This is a genomic window from Variovorax soli (genome assembly GCF_031454625.1).
GTDB classification, from domain to species: Bacteria; Pseudomonadota; Gammaproteobacteria; order Burkholderiales; family Burkholderiaceae_C; genus Variovorax; species Variovorax soli_A.
In genome coordinates, this window is record NZ_JAVDRF010000003.1 from 377034 (window position 1) to 395452 (window position 18419).

General features: G+C 64.0%; 21 protein-coding genes and 1 pseudogene. 11 read left to right on the top strand and 11 right to left on the bottom strand.

Translation table 11 applies throughout. From position 1 onward, the window contains the following. Positions 1-924 precede the first annotated feature (924 nt). The 9 genes and pseudogenes from J2739_RS27870 to J2739_RS08960 form a co-directional block, all read right to left on the bottom strand. Positions 925-1506, bottom strand: a complete 582-nt coding sequence (locus J2739_RS27870) for an RHS repeat-associated core domain-containing protein (protein WP_405053852.1) — start codon at positions 1504-1506, stop codon at positions 925-927. Between the two features lie 13 nt (positions 1507-1519). Then, the gene (locus J2739_RS08925) at positions 1520-2539 is read right to left on the bottom strand and encodes a transglutaminase family protein (protein WP_309900634.1); all 1020 of its coding nucleotides are present in this window, start codon (positions 2537-2539) and stop codon (positions 1520-1522) included. Positions 2540-2695: 156 nt separating this feature from the next. Then, positions 2696-2785, bottom strand: a pseudogene (locus tag J2739_RS08930) (acyl-CoA thioesterase); the annotation flags it as partial. 8 nt (positions 2786-2793) lie between these two features. Further along, positions 2794-3009, bottom strand: coding sequence for a hypothetical protein (locus J2739_RS08935; protein ID WP_309900635.1), 216 nt, complete (start codon positions 3007-3009; stop codon positions 2794-2796). Next, positions 3006-3149 carry a hypothetical protein gene (locus J2739_RS08940; RefSeq protein WP_309900637.1) on the bottom strand — a complete coding sequence of 48 codons (144 nt, stop codon included), beginning with the start codon at positions 3147-3149 and terminating at the stop codon, positions 3006-3008. Before J2739_RS08940 ends, J2739_RS08935 begins: the two co-directional genes overlap by 4 nt. A gap of 72 nt (positions 3150-3221) precedes the next feature. Beyond that, complete coding sequence (locus J2739_RS08945; protein ID WP_309900639.1) at positions 3222-3794, bottom strand: tetratricopeptide repeat protein; 573 nt, start codon at positions 3792-3794, stop codon at positions 3222-3224. A gap of 4 nt (positions 3795-3798) precedes the next feature. Next, positions 3799-4293, bottom strand: coding sequence for an RHS repeat-associated core domain-containing protein (locus J2739_RS08950; protein ID WP_309900641.1), 495 nt, complete (start codon positions 4291-4293; stop codon positions 3799-3801). 13 nt (positions 4294-4306) lie between these two features. Beyond that, positions 4307-5326 (bottom strand): transglutaminase family protein, encoded by a 1020-nt coding sequence (locus J2739_RS08955; protein WP_309900644.1) that lies wholly within the window; start codon positions 5324-5326, stop codon positions 4307-4309. Between the two features lie 150 nt (positions 5327-5476). Beyond that, positions 5477-5893 carry an acyl-CoA thioesterase gene (locus J2739_RS08960; protein ID WP_309900645.1) on the bottom strand — a complete coding sequence of 139 codons (417 nt, stop codon included), beginning with the start codon at positions 5891-5893 and terminating at the stop codon, positions 5477-5479. 40 nt (positions 5894-5933) lie between these two features. Between J2739_RS08960 and J2739_RS08965 the strand changes: the two genes are divergently transcribed. The 11 genes from J2739_RS08965 (at position 5934) to dfrB (ending at position 15740) form a co-directional block, all read left to right on the top strand. Beyond that, positions 5934-7769: an ABCB family ABC transporter ATP-binding protein/permease gene (locus J2739_RS08965; RefSeq protein ID WP_309900647.1), complete on the top strand. Its 1836-nt coding sequence runs from the start codon at positions 5934-5936 to the stop codon at positions 7767-7769. Between the two features lie 23 nt (positions 7770-7792). Then, positions 7793-8731 carry a 2-hydroxyacid dehydrogenase gene (locus J2739_RS08970; RefSeq protein WP_309900649.1) on the top strand — a complete coding sequence of 313 codons (939 nt, stop codon included), beginning with the start codon at positions 7793-7795 and terminating at the stop codon, positions 8729-8731. Between the two features lie 45 nt (positions 8732-8776). Next, positions 8777-9760: a LysR substrate-binding domain-containing protein gene (locus J2739_RS08975; protein WP_309900651.1), complete on the top strand. Its 984-nt coding sequence runs from the start codon at positions 8777-8779 to the stop codon at positions 9758-9760. Between the two features lie 354 nt (positions 9761-10114). Continuing rightward, positions 10115-11017 carry a transporter substrate-binding domain-containing protein gene (locus J2739_RS08980; RefSeq protein WP_309900653.1) on the top strand — a complete coding sequence of 301 codons (903 nt, stop codon included), beginning with the start codon at positions 10115-10117 and terminating at the stop codon, positions 11015-11017. Positions 11018-11115: 98 nt separating this feature from the next. Then, positions 11116-11841: an amino acid ABC transporter permease gene (locus J2739_RS08985; RefSeq protein ID WP_309900654.1), complete on the top strand. Its 726-nt coding sequence runs from the start codon at positions 11116-11118 to the stop codon at positions 11839-11841. Positions 11842-11931: 90 nt separating this feature from the next. Beyond that, positions 11932-12603, top strand: coding sequence for an amino acid ABC transporter permease (locus tag J2739_RS08990; protein ID WP_309900657.1), 672 nt, complete (start codon positions 11932-11934; stop codon positions 12601-12603). 30 nt (positions 12604-12633) lie between these two features. Further along, positions 12634-13371 carry an amino acid ABC transporter ATP-binding protein gene (locus tag J2739_RS08995; protein ID WP_309901101.1) on the top strand — a complete coding sequence of 246 codons (738 nt, stop codon included), beginning with the start codon at positions 12634-12636 and terminating at the stop codon, positions 13369-13371. Positions 13372-13446: 75 nt separating this feature from the next. Then, on the top strand, positions 13447-14100 hold the full coding sequence (locus tag J2739_RS09000; RefSeq protein ID WP_309900659.1) for a glutathione S-transferase family protein: 654 nt from the start codon (positions 13447-13449) through the stop codon (positions 14098-14100). A 181-nt stretch (positions 14101-14281) separates the two neighbouring features. Further along, the gene (locus J2739_RS09005) at positions 14282-14926 is read left to right on the top strand and encodes a DUF938 domain-containing protein (RefSeq protein WP_309900661.1); all 645 of its coding nucleotides are present in this window, start codon (positions 14282-14284) and stop codon (positions 14924-14926) included. A gap of 25 nt (positions 14927-14951) precedes the next feature. Next, positions 14952-15398, top strand: a complete 447-nt coding sequence (locus J2739_RS09010) for an SgcJ/EcaC family oxidoreductase (RefSeq protein WP_309900662.1) — start codon at positions 14952-14954, stop codon at positions 15396-15398. A gap of 105 nt (positions 15399-15503) precedes the next feature. Further along, positions 15504-15740 (top strand): trimethoprim-resistant dihydrofolate reductase DfrB, encoded by a 237-nt coding sequence (gene dfrB, locus J2739_RS09015; RefSeq protein WP_309901103.1) that lies wholly within the window; start codon positions 15504-15506, stop codon positions 15738-15740. A 99-nt stretch (positions 15741-15839) separates the two neighbouring features. Here the strand turns inward: dfrB and J2739_RS09020 are convergent, their stop codons facing one another. Together J2739_RS09020 and J2739_RS09025 are read right to left on the bottom strand one after the other, a co-directional pair. Continuing rightward, positions 15840-16715 carry a DUF6920 family protein gene (locus J2739_RS09020; protein WP_309900664.1) on the bottom strand — a complete coding sequence of 292 codons (876 nt, stop codon included), beginning with the start codon at positions 16713-16715 and terminating at the stop codon, positions 15840-15842. 56 nt (positions 16716-16771) lie between these two features. Then, positions 16772-18415: an acyl-CoA synthetase gene (locus J2739_RS09025; protein ID WP_309900666.1), complete on the bottom strand. Its 1644-nt coding sequence runs from the start codon at positions 18413-18415 to the stop codon at positions 16772-16774. Between the last annotated feature and the right edge of the window lie 4 nt (positions 18416-18419).

An 18419-nucleotide genomic window follows, 5' to 3' on the forward strand; every position in this document is an offset into this window, starting at 1 on the left:
GTCATCGATCGCAAAATTCGGTACGCCGACATTGCAGCGTGACTGTCGTTGCCTACGGGGAGTTGCTCAGAAGAATGCTCACTACCTTGTTGTTTGCATCGACACCGTATTCGTTGATCCAGAGAGATTTTTCCTCGGACTCGTAGTACAAGCGCATTGCCCCGAACTTGCTTCCGTACATGGTCTCTGCATATCGCGTGTCCGTCTGTTGTTTGCCCAGGATTTTGTTGCAACCAGTCTTTCGAGCGACGGCACGGGTCTTCGAGCGCACTGATGCTCGTGACCCTGGACGAGATGAAAGCGGAGCACGGTAGTCTTCTTAGGGGGAGTCGCTGATCCAGATGCTGACTACTCTTCCCTCGGCATCCATCCCGAACTGATTGAAGAGGAGTGAGTCTGGCAGTTGCTGGTAGTGCAAGCGCTGCCGCCCAAAGCGACTCCCATAGAGGGAGCCCTGGTAGCGGTGATCTTTTATTTCTCTCTCAACCGCATCGTCAATTCGCGCTGGACTGCCAAGCAGATGTGCGATGTCGTGCCGGGAACTGCCCAACTTCAATCCGCGTTCGGTATTTGCGTTCTGGAATGTCCTGGTTCCATCTCGATCGCAGACCGCTTGAGTTGTCAAGAACAGACTGTCTAGCTTGCTGTAGCGTATCGGTCCGTCGCCAGAGAAGCCAAGAATGAGGTATGCCTTCGATCGATGATCCCGGATGCAGAGCGTGCGCCGGGCATCCTCGCCCGGCACAGCAGCTCCTGTGCGCGATCCGAGGCTGGATGCCCACACTTCGTATGTCTTGGCTCGCGGGCCCACACAGAAGCGGTCAATGCACTGCTCCAACCTTTCCGCGAGTGACTCGTGTCCAGTGACCGTCGCCATCAGGACAACTATGGCCGTGACGACTCTGACGCACAGGGTGGCGGCATCTACCATCTTGAGTAGGGGATAGTTTGGCCTGGGTTTCGCTGAAGCCAACCATCAGATCTTCGGCAGAGATCTTCCACGTCCACGTTCTGTGCGCGGGTGCAACCGTATGTCGGAACCCAGCCTTGCCGCGGTGCCAACGGGTCGGCCAATCCAGTACCGCCGCCATGAATCCATCTGTACCGTGTATCTGTCGTGCGCCACTTGGCCGTCCCGAATACTTTTGAGTTCGGATATTCGCAGTAAGTGAACTCGCCGCTATAGGGGCCGCCTGCACCAGGAGCGGAACTGCGCGCTATCGCGTTGTTCGAATCGTAAATTGCCAACTCTCTTGTCACGGGGTCGTAGAAAGTCGTCGTCCCGCCAGCCATGTCCGTGTAGACACGTGCAGGACCGCTCGCCTGTCGATCAAGGCCGGTCGGATCGCTGTAGGTCAGTGGATTCCCATCCAAATAGGGAATCCGATTCCACCCTCCATCGAGTCCAATCGGATCAGTTTGGGTGTATCGCGCCGAAGCGATGTTCCAGCAAGCCACGAGGGCTGTCATCAACAGGCCGGCGCGAGTGAGTTTGAACATTTGCATGCTGCCTCTTTGCTCAGTTCGGTTTCGCCGCCTTCACAATTTCCTGATACCTGGCGTCGGCGCCGGCATCTGGCTCGCGCCACCCCAGCGCCTCCGCTTTTTCGTACCAGAGTCGGTTGTTGAGCTCCAGTGCCTGAAAGAGCAGCCTGCCCTCGATGGGAGCGTCGCTGGGCCTTGGGTACTTCTTCCGGAAATCTCTTAGGAGAAGGTAGTAGGCATAGCCCTTTCGAAGCATGGCATTGATGTCGCTCGGGTAGTGCTCAAGCGCAACATCGGCGATTGCGATGACTCTCTCGGGCCTGCCGGTATTCGTGTAGTGGTCCAGCAGCACGCCGATCATGACTGCCGCGACGGACTCTTTCCTGGAGAGCGGCCGCAAGTAGATCCCGTTCTTGAGCGCCTGCGGTGTCATCGGGGTGTCCCGCTGGTAAGACTCGTCTTTCCGGGGATAGCCTCCCGATGTGGTTTCCAGGTTGTACCAGCGTCCGGTTTCGTCCCGGTACTTCACGAAGACATGGCCAGGTGAAGCCGCGAAGGTCGCTTCGAGTCCCAGTTTTTGAGCCAGGAGGACGAACAGCGTAGGCATGGAAACGCAATTGCCCTTCCTGGTTCTCAGATACGTGGCCAGCAGCTTGCCTGAAATGCTGTGCCCGAGGGGGTCGCCTTCCAGGTCATACCGGAAGGGTTGCTGGTTGTTCCATGGACCTGCGTCATACAAGTACGAACGGAGCACCCGCGTGATTTCCGAGCTCTTAGCCCGAGGGCCGGCCAACGCCTTGACCGTTGCAGCCATGGCGTCGAGCTTGGCGAGTGTGCCCTCGATATCGACTGCCGGATCGATGATCCGGTCGATGGTTAGCTTGGCCCGAGCAAGATCGATTTCAGTCTCTGGCTTCTCGATGATGGCTCTCAGCGCCCGAACATCCGGGTCCACGCGTTGCGCATGCACCGGCGTGGCCTGCATGCAAGTCACCATCGCCATAGAGGCCAACATCACCCTCGCGACGATAACCCTTCCCGTTGCCAAGTTCATTGATCCCTCTGCTGTTTCCAGGCCGAAGGAGTAGATGTGAAACAGGGTGCCGGGGCAACTACCAATATTGGTAGGTTCGATCAGTAGGAAAAAAGTGAAAAGGAGGCCGCGGATTGGGATGGCTCTTGGGGCTCCCGTGAGCCGGCGCAGTCCCGATCAGGTCTTCGCGATCGGCCGCGGCCTCCCGTTGTCATCGATCGCAACGTAGGTGAACGTGGCCTCCGTCACCTTGATGTACTCCCCCTGCGGCTGGTTCAGTGGATCGTCGCTGATGCGTGGTCCGGGCGCTTTCGAATGGAAAACGTGACGGTGTAGTGCGGGTTGATCACCACCTCGCCCGTGGCTTGCAGCCGGTACTCGCCGGGCTTGGCCCTGCGGAATGAGCGGGTGTCCGGCGGGAGCGCGTATCTCTCGCCGCCGCGGCGCCCCTCCAGCAAGAGCAGGATGCCTGCGCGCGGCGTGGCCGTCATGACGCGACCGAAGAACTGCTGCTGTCGATCAATGCACCGTCGGCGTCGAGGTAAGTCAGGCCCACCAGGAGCAGCTTGCCGGGAAGCGTTGCTGCCAGGGTGGCATTCCAGGGGGAAAGTGCGTCGAGTTCATTGCCCACTTATGAGGCTCCTTTCTATTCACCAGGAATCGCGGGATCGGAGTGCAATCCAAGATACGCGGCCGAAGAGCTTCAACCTCGAAGAAGATCGGTGTCCTTGTTGAACATGGATACGGCAATACCCCAACAAAGTGCCAGCAAGAATTCCAAGAGGCCGATGGGAATCCATAACAAGCCGCGTCCGCCTCGCAGATCTTGGAGGGCCATCTCTCGCAATGCATAGGCATGCCCTCGACTTGCCGCTGCTTTCAACATTGTGTATGCGTCGCGCAAGTCGACATTTACGCCTTTGCCGCGTGCGAGCGAGTACCCGACGCGGAACATGGACGGAAGATGTTTGGCCTGCGCGCCCTTGGCATAGCAGGCATAGGCTTGGGCGTGCTCGCCTGACTTGGTGAGCCAGCGGCCAAAGTAAAAGCAGCCGGCCGGATGGCCCAGCGCGGCGGCGCGTTCATAGTAGATGGCTGCCTGCGCCTCGTCTCTTGTACAGCCCACTCCTTGGCTCAGCATCCATGCAGTGAAGATTTGGCTCTCGGCATTCCCCTCGTCCGCCAACTGCCTGTAGAGGTCGTAGGCTAAATTGACCCGGCCCCCCTTGTAGGCGGCAAACGCAGCTTGAACTCGTTCCGCTTGATCGGTATGCATGTACTCAGAGTCTCGGGCACAACGCAGCAGGAGGGGCAGGCGGATCGAACCCTCCCGGGCGGACAATGGCCGGCGGGGTTGGCACGGGCGGCTGCGGCGGCGTGGGGGGCGGAATTGCATCGTCGCTCAAGCCTTTGAGCAACCCGATTGCCGTACGTGCCGGGGCCGGAACGTACGTCATGTAAGCGGCACCGAGACCAGCGGCCGCTGCGCCCCCCAGAGCTCCGGCCGACCCTGCGGCCATCGCAGCATTGCCAGCCGCGCCGAAGGTGCCTGCCTGATCGAGCGTCGTGTTTCGCTGCAATCCGCCGACTGTCGACATGAATAGCAATCCCGTCGGATCAGTGAACGTCAGGGGGTTCGAGTTCGCGTAGACAATCCTGTTCCACCCCCCATCCAGTCCAATGGGATCGCTTTGCAGATACCGCGCCCAATTGAGGCTGCTGTAGGCGAGGATCGCGGCAATCAGGCCGATGCGAGCGAATGTGGAGATTTGCATGCTTCCCTTTCGATCAGTTTGATTTCACGCTCTTCAACATCTCCATGTACCGGGCGTCCGCTCCGGCATCCGGCTCGCGCCACCCCAGCGCCTCGGCCTTCTCGTACCAGAGCCGGTTGTTTCGTTCCAAGGCCCGAAACCGCTGCCGCTCCTCGGGAGGAATGTCCCTGGGCATCGGGTACTTGTTCTGAAAGTCTCGGATGAGAAGGTAGTAGGCGTAGCCTTTGTCAAGCATGGCGTCGATGTCGCTCGGGTAGTGCTCGAGCGCAAGATCGGCGATGGCAATGACTTTCTCGGGCTTTCCGGCATCCTTGTAGTGATCGAGGAGCACGTCCACCATGACGGTGGCCACGGACTCCTTTTTGGAGAGCGGCCGCATGTAGATCCCGTTCTTGAGCGCCTGCGGTGTCATCGGCGTGTCCCGCTGATAGGACTCGTCTCGCCTGGGATGACCGCCGGATGTCGTCTCGAGGTTGTACCAGCGCCCGGTTTCGTCCCGGTACTTTACGAAGTAGTGGTTTGGCGAAGCCGCGAAGGTCGCTTCCAGCCCCAGTCTTTGAGCCAAAAGGACGAAGAGCGTGGGCATCGAAACGCAGTTGCCCTTCTTCGTCGCCAGGTAATTGGTGAGAAGCTTGCCGGCAATCTTGTGCCCGAGTGGATCACCCTCCAAGTCAAACCGGAAAGGCTGCCGGTTGTTCCATGGGCCCGCGTCATAGAGGTACGAACGGAGCACCTGCGCGATTTCCGAGCTCTTGGCCCGCGGTCCTGCCGACGCCCTCACCGCTGCAGCCATGACATCGAGTTTCGCAAGCGTGCCCTCGATGTCGATGGTCGGGTCGATGAGCTGATCGATCACCAGCTTGGCCCGGGCAAGATCGATCTCCGGTTCCGCCTTCTCGAGGAGGGCCCTCAGCACCCGAATATCCGGGTCCACGCGTTGTGCGTGCGCCGGAACGATCCCCATGCAGGCCAGCATCGCCATGCAGGCCACCATCGCCCTCGCGACCTTAGCCGCGCCCTTTACCAAGTCCATCGATCCCCCTGCGGTTTTCCAGGCCGAGGGAGTAGATGCGAATCAGAGCGCCCGGGCAACTACCAACATTGGTAGGTTCGGTCGGGGGCAAGCAATGGACAGGAATGGCCAGGATCGGAGGGCTCGGGGTGGCCCGCCGCGATCACCCGCTCAGGCCTGCGCGATCGGCCGCGGCCTTCCGTTGTCGTCGATCGCGACATAGGTGAACGTGGCCTCCGTCACCTTGATGTACTCGCCCTGCGCCTGGTGGCGCTCGGCGAAGACCTCGACCGTGACGGTCACCGAGGTGCGGCCGATGCGGACCAGCTTGGAATAGAAGGAAAGGATGTCGCCCAGCCGCACGGGCTGCTTGAAGACGAACTCGTTGACGGCGACCGTGGCCATGCGGCCCTTGGCGTGGCGCGCCGGAATGACGGAGCCGGCCAGATCGCACTGGGCCATCACCCAGCCGCCGAAGATGTCGCCGTTGGCGTTGACGTCGGCGGGCAGCGGGATCACCTTGAGCACGAGTTCCATGTCGGCCGGCAGGCTCTTGATGGGGGCGGTGACGTTCGAAGAAGCAGACATGGGCACAATCCGGGAAAGCAACAGCCACGATTGTCTCCTCATGCGCCGTAGCGGCGAAACCCTTTCCTCTGCCCATCACGCCTCGGCCAGCGAGCCGGCGCGCACCGACCGCTCCGACTGGGCGACGCTGCGCCGGCTGTTCCCTTATCTCTGGCGTTACAAGTGGCGCGTGCTGGCCGCGCTGGTCTTCATGGTAGGTGCCAAGGTGGCCAACGTCGGCGTACCGGTGCTGCTGAAGACCCTGGTCGACACCATGACGCCCAAGCCGGACATGGCGCAGGCGCTGCTGGTGGTGCCGATCGCGCTGCTGGTGGCCTACGGGCTGCTGCGCTTCTCGACTTCGCTGTTCGGCGAGCTGCGAGAACTGGTCTTCGCCAAGGCAACCGAGGGCGCGGCGCGGAGCATCTCGCTGGAGGTGTTCCGGCATCTGCATGCCTTGTCGCTGCGCTTCCACCTGGAGCGGCAGACCGGCGGCATGACGCGCGACATCGAGCGCGGCACGCGCGGCGTGCATTCGCTGATCTCGATGTCGCTCTACAGCATCGTGCCCACCATCATCGAGCTCACGCTGGTGCTGAGCATCCTGGGCATCAAGTTCGATGCGCTCTTCGTCTGGATCACCGCGTGCGCGCTGGTGCTCTACATCGCCTTCACCGTCACGGTGACCGAATGGCGCACCCAGTTCCGCAAGACCATGAACGAGCTCGACTCGGTGGCGCAGAGCCGCGCCATCGACTCGCTGCTGAACTACGAGACGGTCAAGTACTTCAACAACGAGGAGTTCGAGGCGGGCCGCTACGACGCCAGCCTGGACCGCTATCGCCGCGCTGCCATCAAGAGCCAGAACACGCTCAGCCTGCTCAACACCGGCCAGCAGATGCTGATCGCGGTGAGCCTGGTGCTGATGCTGTGGCGCGCCACCTCGGGCGTGGTCGACGGGCGCATGACGCTGGGCGACCTGGTGATGGTCAACGCCTTCATGATCCAGCTGTACATCCCCCTCAACTTCCTGGGCGTGATCTACCGCGAGATCAAGCAGAGCCTGACCGACCTCGACAAGATGTTCGTGCTGATGGAGAAGGAGCGCGAGGTGCGCGACGCGCCGGGCGCGCGGCCGCTGGCAGGGCGCGATGCCAGCGTGCGATTCGAGGACGTGAGCTTCGCCTACGAGGCGGCGCGGCCGATCCTGAAGCATGTGAGCTTCGAGATCCCCGAGGGCAAGACGGTGGCGGTGGTGGGGCCCTCGGGCTCGGGCAAGTCCACGCTGGCGCGGCTGCTCTACCGCTTCTACGACGTCCAGCAGGGCCGCATCCTGATCGGGGGCGAGGACATCCGCGAGGTGACGCAGGCCAGCGTGCGGCAGGCCATCGGCATCGTGCCGCAGGACACGGTGCTCTTCAACGACACCATCGAATACAACATCGCCTACGGCCGTCCGGGCGCCAGCCGCGCCGAAGTCGAGGCGGCGGCGCGGGCCGCGCGCATCCACGACTTCATCGCCGCCACGCCCAAGGGGTACGAGACGGCAGTCGGCGAGCGCGGGTTGAAGCTTTCGGGCGGCGAGAAGCAGCGGGTGGCGATCGCCCGCACGCTGCTGAAGAACCCGCCGATCCTGATCTTCGACGAGGCCACTTCGGCGCTGGACTCCGCCAACGAGCGGGCGATCCAGTCCGAGCTCAAGAGCGCGGCCCAGAACAAGACCACCCTGGTGATCGCGCACCGGCTCTCGACGGTCGTCGACGCGCACGAGATCCTGGTGCTCGAGGGCGGCGTGATCGTGGAGCGCGGCACGCACGCACAGCTGCTCGCCAGGGACGCGCGCTATGCCCAGATGTGGGCCCTGCAGCAGATCGAAGCTGCCGAGCCCGTTCTTTGATTCCCACTGTCCACGGAGCCCGGATGCCCGACAAGATCCCCCTCCTGGTGCTCAACAGCCTGTCGAGCGCTCACCAGGCCCAGATTGCCGCCGTCTACGACCTCACCTACGCGCCGACCGCGGCCGAGCGGGCGGCGGCCATCGCGGCGCATGGCGCCCGCTTCCGCGCCGTGCTGACCATCGGCGTGGTCGGTCTCACCCCGGAAGAGCTGGCGGCGATGCCGAAGGTCGAGCTGGTCTGCGCGATGGGCGCGGGCTACGAGGGGCTGCCGCTCGAGGCGGCTCGGGCGCGCGGCATCGCGCTCGCCAACGGCGCCGGCACCAACGACGATTGCGTGGCCGACCATGCCTTCGGCCTGCTGATCGGCATCGTGCGCGGCATCCGCACGCTCGACCGGCTCTGCCGCGAAGGTGTCTGGCGCGAGGCGATTCCGCAGCCGCCCAACGTCTCGGGCAAGCGCCTGGGCATCCTCGGCCTGGGCACCATCGGCCAGAAGATCGCCAGGCGCGCCGCCGGCTTCGACATGGCCGTCGGCTATCACAATCGCAAGCCGCGCGAGGGCGCCGCTCAGCGCTACTTCGACAGCCTGCAGGCGCTGGCCGCCTGGGCCGATGTGCTGATGGTCGCCACGCCCGGCGGCCCCGGCACGCGGCACCTGGTCGATGCTGCGGTCCTCGACGCGCTCGGCCCGCAGGGTTTCCTGGTCAACATCTCGCGCGGCAGCGTGGTCGACACCGAAGCACTCGCGGGCGCCCTGCGCGAAGGCCGCATCGCCGGCGCGGGGCTCGACGTGTACGAGAGCGAGCCCCACCGGCCCGAGGTGCTGATCGGGCTCGACAACGTCCTGCTCACGCCGCACATGGCCGGCTGGTCGCCCGAGGCCACGCAGGCCTCGGTGGACCGCTTCATGGCCAACGCCGAAGGGCACTTCGCGGGGCGCGGGGTGGTGTCGCCGATCTAGCTCGGCCGGAGGTCCTTTTTCATGGCGCGGACATAATCCTCGCCCATGGAAACCAAGTGGCTTGAGGACTTCGTCAGCCTTGCAGAGACACGCAGCTTCAGCCGCTCGGCCCAGCTGCGCCACGTGACCCAGCCGGCGTTCTCGCGCCGTATCCAGGCGCTCGAAGGCTGGGCCGGGACCGACCTGGTCGACCGCAGCTCCTATCCCACGCGCCTCACGCCGGCCGGCCAGACGCTCTACGGCCAGGCCATCGAGATGCTGCAGGCCCTGCAGAGCACGCGCGCCATGCTGCGCGGCCATTCGGCCGCGGCGCAGGACGTGATCGAGGTCGCGGTGCCGCACACCTTGGCCTTCACCTTCTTTCCCGCCTGGGTCACCAGCCTGCGCGAGCAGTTCGGACCGCTGAAGAGCCGGCTCATCGCGCTCAACGTCCACGATGCCGTGCTGCGCCTGGTCGAGGGCAGCTGCGACCTGCTGATCGCCTATCACCATCCCTCGCAGCCGCTGCCGCTGGACGCCACCCGCTACGAAATGGTGAGCCTCGGCCAGGAGGTGGTCGCGCCCTGGGTCAAGCCCGATGCCGAGGGCGCGCCGCGCTACCGGCTGCCCGGGCGCCCCGGCCAGCCCCTGCCCTACCTGGGCTACGCCCCTGGCGCCTACCTGGGCCGCGTGGTCGACCAGCTGCTGAAGGAGTCGCGCACGGCCATCCACCTCGACCGCGTCTACGAGACCGACATGGCCGAGGGTCTCAAGGTGATGGCCCTCGAAGGGCACGGCATCGCCTTCCTGCCGCAGAGCGCGGTGCGCAAGGAGGTACGCGCGCGCACGCTGGTGAGCGCCCTGCCGCCCGAGATCGAGAGGCTCGAGGCCACCATGGAGATCCGTGCCTATCGCGAGCGGCCCGCAGCGGCAGCGCAGGCCAGGCCCGGCGCGCGCGCGGGCAAGGGCGAGGGCGCGACGTCGCGCGCCAACAAGGGCACGGCCGACGCGCTGTGGGCGTACCTGGTCGGCACCCAGCCTGCCACTTGAACGGCCTGTGCCTTGAACGACCTGTTTTTGTGCAATGCACCAATCTATAACCCGCTGGCATACCGTCCGTCGCAATGGGCATTTGCTTGAGGCCGGCGGGCCCTCTACAGTCTGGCCCCACGTTGCAGCTGCCGCAGGACCAGAAAAAGCACGCGCCTCCCGCGTGCTTTTTTTCGGGCACAAAGGCTGCTATATGTCATCTCGTGAATGGTTTTGCGACTCGGTGCACCGCCTCGGAACTGCTGCACGCCGGGGTGGCCCCGGTGGTGCGCTGCGCACCGGGTTGGTCCGGGGTATGCCGCAGAATGCGGGTGTCTAGAATTTGTGTATCTCTCAGTCACAGGAGTTTTCCATATGAAGAAGCAAGTATTGGCACTGGCCGTGATCGCGCTCGCAGCAGGAGGCGCCTTCGCCCAGGCCAATGACACCCTGGCCAAGATCAAGGCCAGCGGCAGCGTCACGATGGGGGTGCGCGACTCGTCCGGCGCGCTGGCCTACACCATCGGCGACGGCAAGTACGTCGGCTTCCATACCGAGATGGCCCGCAAGATCCTGAGCGACATCCAGAAGCAGCTCGGCCTGCCCAAGCTGGAGGTGAAGGAGCAGCTGGTCACCTCGCAGAACCGCATTCCCCTGGTGCAGAACGGCACCGTCGACCTCGAATGCGGCTCCACCACCAACAATACCGCCCGCCAGAAGGACGTGGACTTCGCCGACACCACCTTCGTCGAGGAAGTGCGCATCGCCGTCAAGGCCGACTCCGGCATCACCAAGATCGCCGACCTCAACGGCAAGAGCGTGGCAACCACCACCGGCACGACCTCCGTGCAGACACTGCGTAAGAACGAGCGCGCCCAGGGCATCGACTTCAAGGAAGTCATGGGCAAGGACCACGCCGACAGCTTCCTGCTGCTCGAATCCGGCCGTGCCGACGCCTTCGTGATGGATGGCCAGATCCTGGCCGGCAACATCTCCAAGTCCAAGAACCCTGCCGCCTTCAAGATCGTCGGCGAGCCCCTGTCGGTCGAGCCGATCGCCTGCATGGTCCGCAAGGGCGACAAGGCATTCCTCGAGGCGGTGAACAAGAGCATCGAGGCCCAGATCAAGGACGGTTCGCTGGCCAAGCTCTACGACAAGTGGTTCATGCAGCCGATCCCGCCGACCAACACCAAGGTCGGCCTGCCGCTGTCGGAGGCCACCAAGGCCGCGTGGGCTTCGCCGAACAACAAGCCGATGGAAGACTACGTCAAGAAATGACGGGCATGGGCTGAGTCGAAACGCCCGCCCTTTGCGGCGGGCGTTTGTTTTCAGGTTTCTTTTTTCTTCTTCGAGCAACAACGACTGAGGAGGTCCCGATGGGAAGTTGGGATTGGCAGGTCTTCCTGCAGGACCCGGGGGGCAAGGACCCGACGTATTGGCAATGGCTGCTCTCCGCATGGGGCTGGACGGTGTCCGTGGCCCTCTCGGCCCTGGTGGTGGCGCTGGTGCTCGGCTCCATCGTCGGCATGATCCGAACGCTGCCGAACAGCCCGGGCTGGGTGCGCTTCGGCAATGTCTGGGTCGAGCTGTTCCGCAACGTTCCGCTGCTGGTGCAGATCTTTCTCTGGTACCACGTGGTGCCGGCGCTGTTTCCGGCCATGCGCGACGTGCCGCCGTTGGTGCTGGTGGTGCTGGCGCTGGGCTTCTTCACCTCGGCGCGGATCGCGGAGCAACTGCGCTCCGGCATCCAGGCGCTGCCGCGCGGGCAGCGCTACGCCGGCATGGCGGTGGGCTTCACCACGCCGCAGTACTACCGCTACGTGCTGCTGCCGATGGCCTACCGCATCATCATTCCGCCGCTGACCAGCGAGTCGATGAACATCTTCAAGAACTCGTCGGTGGCCTTCGCGGTGTCCATTCCCGAGATGACGCAGTTCGCGATGCAGGCCGGCGAAGAGACGGCGCGGCCGATGGAGATGTACCTGGCCGTGACGGCGCTCTACATCATCTCGGCCTTCGCGATCAACCGCATCATGGCCGTCATCGAAAAGAAGACGCGGGTCCCGGGGTTCATTGTCTCGGCCGGCGGGGGAGGGCACTGAGCATGAATCCCCACGCGCTTCACTCCATGTATTCGCTGCCCTTCGCGGGAGCGCTGGCTCCCTTGGGGCAGCCGGGCGGGAGGCCCTGACATGCTGACGAATCTGGACTTCTCCTTCTACAACTGGAACGTCATCACCGGCTTCCTGTTGAAGGGCCTGTACTTCAGTGTCTTCCTCACCATCGTTGCGACGCTGGGCGGCATCATTTTCGGCACGCTGCTGGCGCTGATGCGGCTGTCGGGCAAGAAGTGGCTGGACGCACCGGCCGCAATCTACGTCAACGGCATGCGCAGCATTCCGCTGGTGATGGTGATCCTGTGGTTCTTCCTGCTGGTGCCCTTCATCATCGGCCGGCCGATCGGCGCCGAGGTTTCGGCCATCGTCACCTTCGTGGCCTTCGAGGCGGCCTACTTCAGCGAGATCATGCGCGCCGGCATCCAGTCGATCCCGCGCGGCCAGGTCTACGCGGGGCAGGCGGTGGGCATGACCTACAAGCAGAACATGACGTTGGTGATCCTGCCGCAGGCCTTCCGCAACATGCTGCCGGTGCTGTTGACGCAGACCATCATCCTGTTTCAGGACACCTCGCTGGTGTATGCCATCGGCGCGTACGACCTGTTGAAGGGCTTCGAGACCGCGGGCAAGAATTTCGGCCGGCCCATCGAGTCCTACCTGCTGGCGGCGGTGCTGTACTTCGCCATCTGCTACGCGCTCTCATTCATGGTCAAGCGTCTTCACAAGAAGATCGCGATCATCCGCTGAACCTCGAAAGGCAAAGTCATGGCCGACAAAATGATCGAAATCAAGAACGTCTCCAAGTGGTACGGCCCGGTCCAGGTGCTCAACGACTGCTCGGTCAGCATCGCCAAGGGCGATGTGGTGGTGGTGTGCGGTCCCTCGGGCTCGGGCAAGTCGACGCTGATCAAGACCGTGAACGCGCTCGAGCCCTTCCAGAAGGGCGAGATCACGGTCAACGGCACGCCGCTGCACGACCCCAAGACGAACCTGCCGAAACTGCGCTCCAAGGTAGGCATGGTGTTCCAGCACTTCGAGCTGTTCCCGCACCTGTCGGTGACGGAGAACCTCACGATCGCGCAGATCAAGGTGCTGGGCCGCTCGCCCGACGAGGCCAAGACGCGCGGCCTGAAGATGCTCGACCGCGTGGGCCTGATGGCGCACAAGGACAAGTTCCCCGGCCAGCTCTCCGGCGGGCAGCAGCAGCGCGTGGCGATCGCGCGGGCGCTGAGCATGGACCCGATCGTGATGCTGTTCGACGAGCCCACGTCCGCGCTGGACCCGGAAATGGTGGGCGAGGTGCTGGACGTGATGGTCGCGCTGGCCAAGGAAGGCATGACCATGATGGTGGTCACGCATGAAATGGGCTTCGCGCGGAAGGTGGCGAGCCGGGTGATCTTCATCGACGTCGGCGGCCGCATCCTGGAGGACTGCTCGAAGGACGAATTCTTCGCGCATCCTGAGAACCGGCAGGCGCGCACCAAGGACTTTCTCAACAAGATCCTGGCGCATTAGCGCGCGCGAAGTTCCCGTGGGGCGAGAACGGCTACATCCGGCGCTCATTCGGCGAAAGTCAAAAGGACGCTAACGATGACCATCGCCATCACCGCCTTCGAACGATCGCCCGATGGCGGCAAAGGTCTGGCACGCGACACGCGCGTGCGCTGGGCGCTGGAGGAAGTCGGCCTGCCGTACGAGGTGCGCCTGGTGTCCTTCCGCGCGATGAAAGAGGCCGCGCATCTTGCGCTGAATCCCTTCGGCCAGATCCCCACTTACGAGGAAGGCGACCTCACGCTGTTCGAGACCGGCGCCATCGTGCTGCACATCGCCGAGTGCCACCCGGGCCTGTTCCCCGCCGATGCCAGCGCAAGGGCGCGCGCCATCACGTGGATGTTCGCGGCGGTCAATACGGTCGAGCCGCCCATTCTCGAGCTCGTCACCGTCAAGCTGGTGGAAAGCGACAAGCCCTGGAAGGCCGACCGACTGCCTCTCGTCGAGGACCGTGTGCGCGCCCGACTGAGCCAGCTGGCCGCCCGCCTGGGCGACGGCGACTGGCTGGACGGCGTCTTCAGCGCGGGTGACCTGCTGATGGTGTCGGTGTTGCTCCGGCTGAGACCGTCCGGCCTGCTGGACGAATTTCCCAACCTGGCCGCCTATGTCGCGCGCGGCGAAGCGCGGCCGGCTTACCAGCGGGCCTTCGCCGCGCAGTTGGCGATCAACACGGCCCCCTTGCCGGCCGGCTGACCCGGAATGCAGACTGCGGCCCGGAGCGACCGGTCGGTACGGTGCGACGATCGGCCGGTACACCATGACGACAGCCGCACTTGGAAGGTCCCGCAGCGGAGGACACCCATTGGCAGGCAGCCGATGGAGCCATGGAGGCCCGGGAGCGACTTGGGACCGTGCATTCGCCTACCATCGCTGCATGGACGCACGAGAGACCGCCCCCTCCCCCGAGCGCAATAAGCAGCCGATCCTCGAGGTGCTCGCGCGCGTCTTGCCTTCACGCGGCCTCGTGCTCGAGATCGGCAGTGGCACCGGGCAGCACGTGGCGCACTTCGCAAAGGCTTTGCCCGCTCTCACTTTCCAGCCCAGCGAGATGGACGTGGAGCGCCATGCTTCCATCGAGGCGTGGGCGTCCGCAGGCAAGCTGTCGAATGTCAGGCCGCCCCTCGCCATCGACGTCATGGAGCAGCCCTGGCCGATTTCCGCGGCCGAAGCGATCGTCTGCATCAACGTGATCCACATCTCCCCGTGGGAGGCGACGCTCGCGTTGATGGCGGGCGCCGCCAGGATCCTGCCTGCCGGGGGCGTGCTCGTGACCTATGGCCCGTACATGCGCGGCGGCGCGCATACCTCGCAGAGCAATGAAGCGTTCGACGCGAGCCTGCGCGCCAGGAATCCGCTCTGGGGCGTGCGCGACATCGGCAAGGTGGCGGAAGTCGCGGGCCATGAAGGCCTTGCGCTGGAGGAGGTCGTACCGATGCCGGCAAACAATTTCACGCTGGTCTGGCGGAAATCGAAGGGCGCATTCCGCGGCGCGCAGGACGTCGTCGACGGCGCGCCTTGAGACGTCGATGCCCATTGAGAGGCTTGTGAGCATCCCCATGATCCGAATAGCAAGACCCGAAGACGTGCCCCCGGCGCTTGAAGCCGCTTGGAACAGCCACGACATGCAGTCCCTTGGGGCGCTATTCCGAGACGATGCGACATTCGTTAATCGATTCGGGCATTACGTGCGCGGCGCCGAGGAGATCGTCAAGCTGCATGCCCCCATCCACGCGACCATCTACAGCGACTCCACGTTGAAGAACGAACTGATCGACGTGGTCCCGATCAGCGACGACGCGGCAGTCATGCATTTCTGGAGTCGCCTTGCGGTCGGTGCGGCTCATCCGGCGGGCCCGCATGCTGTCGACACGTTGATCCTTGCTGTTCTGACGCGACAGGCGAGCCAGTGGCGAATCATGGCGCTCGAGAACGTCACCCTGACAAATCCTCGAACGGGAGAGGCCGTGTTGAGAGCCGAACAGGGTTCTTGATCGAGCGGCAGAATGCCGCAAGGAGTGGCTGTGCAGATGCTCCGTGGCAGCAGATATGGATCGCCAGATCCCCCTCAAGACATTCACAAACAAACAAGGTTAGGTATGGATCAAAGTGGCAACGAAGTCAGTTTTCCAGTAGCTCGCCAATTTGCGCTCCCAGTGCACGCCACGTTTGCCCTGGGAGATCACGTACGCAAGAAATCCGGCGCCGCTTGGCAGGGCCAAGTTGTCGGCTGGTACTGCACAAAACTGACCCCTGAAGGCTATGCAGTCGAGTCCGAGTCTCACCCGGGCTCAGTACAAATCTATCCTGTGGCTGCGCTTGAACGCGTGGCCTGACCGATCAATCGAGATGACGTCGCCCGGCATTGTCGATGTCGGCCCCGAGCGCCCGCGCGACTTCGTCGGCGTCCTTCGTTGACGGGTCAGCGTCGACCTTCACGCACCGGCCCACTCGTACGCGACAAGCGTCACATGTCCGCGGAAGTAAGGCTTCGGACCTTCGGGCGTGATCCATGTCACTTCACAGCTCAATGGCACCTGCATGCCGTCGCGCTGCGCGTAGCCCCACCATCGTCCTTCCCATGGTGTCGGCACCACCCCGCCGTTCAGCATGCGGCCGCGGGCATCGGCATGGACGGAGTCGATCAAGCCGTCCGGGCTGAAGCGAAACAGCAGCGTGACCTGGATGGTCCCATCCTGCAACGTGGCCACTGCCGATCGATCGTCGACCTCCTGCCAGCGCACCCCCTGGCTGGGCAGGAGGGCGGTCGGATACCAGGGCGCCTCGGCCAGGAAACGCATGAGCTCACCTTGCGCCATCTCGGGAGTGTCGCCAATGTCGGCGAGCATGATCAAGCCGCTCAACGCTGCGCGCAGATGGCCCTGGCCCGCAAGATAGGTGTCGTTGACGTGCACAGAAAGGAATGGTGCGAAGCCGATGCGCGCGAACCAGTCGAAGCCAGGTCGCTGAAGCACGACGCGTTGCGTGGCCGCGAAAGGCCGCCATCGTTCTGCGCTCTCGCTCAGGTTGAAGCTGCCGATCTGCTTCAGGGTGAGCGCAGCCAGCCTGCGTCGCACAGGCCCAAGCGCCGCCTGAAAATAGCGCTGCACCGGAGCGGGCAGTCCGTCCAGCTCGCGAGGGTCGTATTCGGCGGGCCGCACGGCGACGCGTTCGGCGTCGAGGCTGGCACGAAGTACGTCGGTGTGGCGTCGGGACCGCCGATTGCCGTGACGCAACGCCGCCGCGGCGCCGCCGATGAACAGCGTCGCCACCCCCGAGACGAGCATCCATGTCTTCAGGTTGATCGCCATCGCCATGGGACCGTCAGGCCGCCTGGGTCATGTACTCCATGGCGAATACCGTGGGCTCAAGCGATCGCCGATGCCGAATGCAGTTGCTCGCGCAGCACGAACTTCTGGATCTTTCCGGTCGAAGTCTTCGGCAACACGCCGAAGATCACCTGCTTGGGGACCTTGAAGCGGGCCATTTCGGAGCGGCAGTGTTCGATGATCTCCGCCTCGTTGGCCGTGGCGCCATCAATCAGTTCGACGAAGGCTGCTGCCACCTCGCCCCATTTCGGGTCGGGTTTGGCGACCACCGCTGCCGCCAGCACGGCGGGGTGGCGGTAAAGCACTTCTTCGACCTCGACGCTGGAGATGTTCTCGCCGCCCGAGATGATGACGTCCTTGCTGCGGTCCTTGATCTTGACGTACCCATCGGCGTGCATGACTGCCAGGTCCCCGGTATGGAACCAACCGCCCGCAAAGGCCTCTTCCGTGGCCAGGGCGTTTTTCAGGTAGCCCTTCATGACCAGGTTGCCGCGGAAGAATATCTCGCCCATGGTCTCGCCGTCGGCAGGCACCGGCTGCAGGGTGGCCGGGTCCAGCACGGCGATGGCCTGCTGCATCGGGTAGGCCACGCCCTGGCGTGCGTTCAGGCGGGCGCGTTCGCCGATCGGCAGTCCTGCCCAGTCTTCCTGCTGGGCGCACACGGCCGCCGGACCGTAGACCTCGGTCAGGCCGTAGACATGCGTGATGGCGATGCCGATGCGTTCGCAGCCTTCGATGATGGCAGCCGGCGGTGCGGAGCCGGCGATCAGGCCGTTGACCGGGTGAGCGATGCCGACGCGCTGGGCCTCGGGCGCGTTGATCAGCATCCCGTAGATGATGGGGGCGCCGCAAAGGTGCGTGACGCGGTGCTCGCGGATCAGATCGAAGATCAGCGCGGTGTCCACCTTGCGCAGGCACACGCTGGTGCCGGCCTGCAAGGCCATGGTCCACGGAAAGCACCACCCGTTGCAATGGAACATCGGCAGCGTCCACAGGTAGACGGGGTGCAGCGGCATGGCCCAGGTGACGACGTTGGACACCGCGTTCAGGTAGGCGCCGCGGTGATGCGTCACCACGCCCTTGGGATTGCCGGTGGTGCCCGAGGTGTAGTTGAGCGCGATGGCGTTCCACTCGTCGGCGGGCAGTTGCCAGGCGAAGTCAGGGGCGCCCTGGGCGAGGAAGGACTCGTACGAAACATCGCCGAGCGACTTGCCGGCGGGTGCGTCCTCGTCCTCGACTTCGATCACGAACGGCCGCCGGCCGCCGAGCATCGCCAGTGCTTTCTCGATCACGCCGGCGAATTCGCGATCGGTCAGCAGCACCTTGGCCTCGCCGTGCTGCAGCGCGAACGCGATGGCCTCGGCGTCCAGCCGGGTGTTGAGCGTGTTGAGCACCGCGCCGATCATCGGCACGCCGAAATGCGCCTCGAACATGGCCGGCACGTTGGGCAGCATCACGGCGACGGTGTCGCCGACACCGACGCTGCGCTGCGTCAGCGCACTCGCAAGACGGCGGCAACGCACATAGGTGTCGCGCCAGGTCTGCAGCCGCGATCCGTAGATGATGGCGGTGCGGTCCGGATAGACGCCGGCCGAGCGTTCGATGAAGCTCAGCGGCGACAGGGCGACGAAGTTGGCCTCGTTCTTCTCCAGGCCGGAGTCGTACGGATGGGTTCGCGTCATATCG

Excerpts from the sequence above, each read along its gene's own strand:
- J2739_RS08990 (WP_309900657.1), top strand. The coding sequence starts at position 11,932 with ATGCTGACGAATCTGGACTTCTCCTTCTACAACTGGAACGTCATCACC.
- J2739_RS08925 (WP_309900634.1), bottom strand. The coding sequence starts at position 2,539 with ATGAACTTGGCAACGGGAAGGGTTATCGTCGCGAGGGTGATGTTGGCC.
- J2739_RS08945 (WP_309900639.1), bottom strand. The coding sequence starts at position 3,794 with ATGCATACCGATCAAGCGGAACGAGTTCAAGCTGCGTTTGCCGCCTAC.
- J2739_RS27870 (WP_405053852.1), bottom strand. The coding sequence starts at position 1,506 with ATGCAAATGTTCAAACTCACTCGCGCCGGCCTGTTGATGACAGCCCTC.
- J2739_RS08970 (WP_309900649.1), top strand. The coding sequence starts at position 7,793 with ATGCCCGACAAGATCCCCCTCCTGGTGCTCAACAGCCTGTCGAGCGCT.
- J2739_RS09000 (WP_309900659.1), top strand. The coding sequence starts at position 13,447 with ATGACCATCGCCATCACCGCCTTCGAACGATCGCCCGATGGCGGCAAA.
- dfrB (WP_309901103.1), top strand. The coding sequence starts at position 15,504 with ATGGATCAAAGTGGCAACGAAGTCAGTTTTCCAGTAGCTCGCCAATTT.
- J2739_RS08935 (WP_309900635.1), bottom strand. The coding sequence starts at position 3,009 with ATGACGGCCACGCCGCGCGCAGGCATCCTGCTCTTGCTGGAGGGGCGC.
- J2739_RS08950 (WP_309900641.1), bottom strand. The coding sequence starts at position 4,293 with ATGCAAATCTCCACATTCGCTCGCATCGGCCTGATTGCCGCGATCCTC.
- J2739_RS09005 (WP_309900661.1), top strand. The coding sequence starts at position 14,282 with ATGGACGCACGAGAGACCGCCCCCTCCCCCGAGCGCAATAAGCAGCCG.
- J2739_RS08960 (WP_309900645.1), bottom strand. The coding sequence starts at position 5,893 with ATGTCTGCTTCTTCGAACGTCACCGCCCCCATCAAGAGCCTGCCGGCC.
- J2739_RS08995 (WP_309901101.1), top strand. The coding sequence starts at position 12,634 with ATGATCGAAATCAAGAACGTCTCCAAGTGGTACGGCCCGGTCCAGGTG.
- J2739_RS08975 (WP_309900651.1), top strand. The coding sequence starts at position 8,777 with ATGGAAACCAAGTGGCTTGAGGACTTCGTCAGCCTTGCAGAGACACGC.
- J2739_RS08965 (WP_309900647.1), top strand. The coding sequence starts at position 5,934 with ATGCGCCGTAGCGGCGAAACCCTTTCCTCTGCCCATCACGCCTCGGCC.
- J2739_RS09025 (WP_309900666.1), bottom strand. The coding sequence starts at position 18,415 with ATGACGCGAACCCATCCGTACGACTCCGGCCTGGAGAAGAACGAGGCC.
- J2739_RS09020 (WP_309900664.1), bottom strand. The coding sequence starts at position 16,715 with ATGGCGATCAACCTGAAGACATGGATGCTCGTCTCGGGGGTGGCGACG.
- J2739_RS08980 (WP_309900653.1), top strand. The coding sequence starts at position 10,115 with ATGAAGAAGCAAGTATTGGCACTGGCCGTGATCGCGCTCGCAGCAGGA.
- J2739_RS08985 (WP_309900654.1), top strand. The coding sequence starts at position 11,116 with ATGGGAAGTTGGGATTGGCAGGTCTTCCTGCAGGACCCGGGGGGCAAG.
- J2739_RS08955 (WP_309900644.1), bottom strand. The coding sequence starts at position 5,326 with ATGGACTTGGTAAAGGGCGCGGCTAAGGTCGCGAGGGCGATGGTGGCC.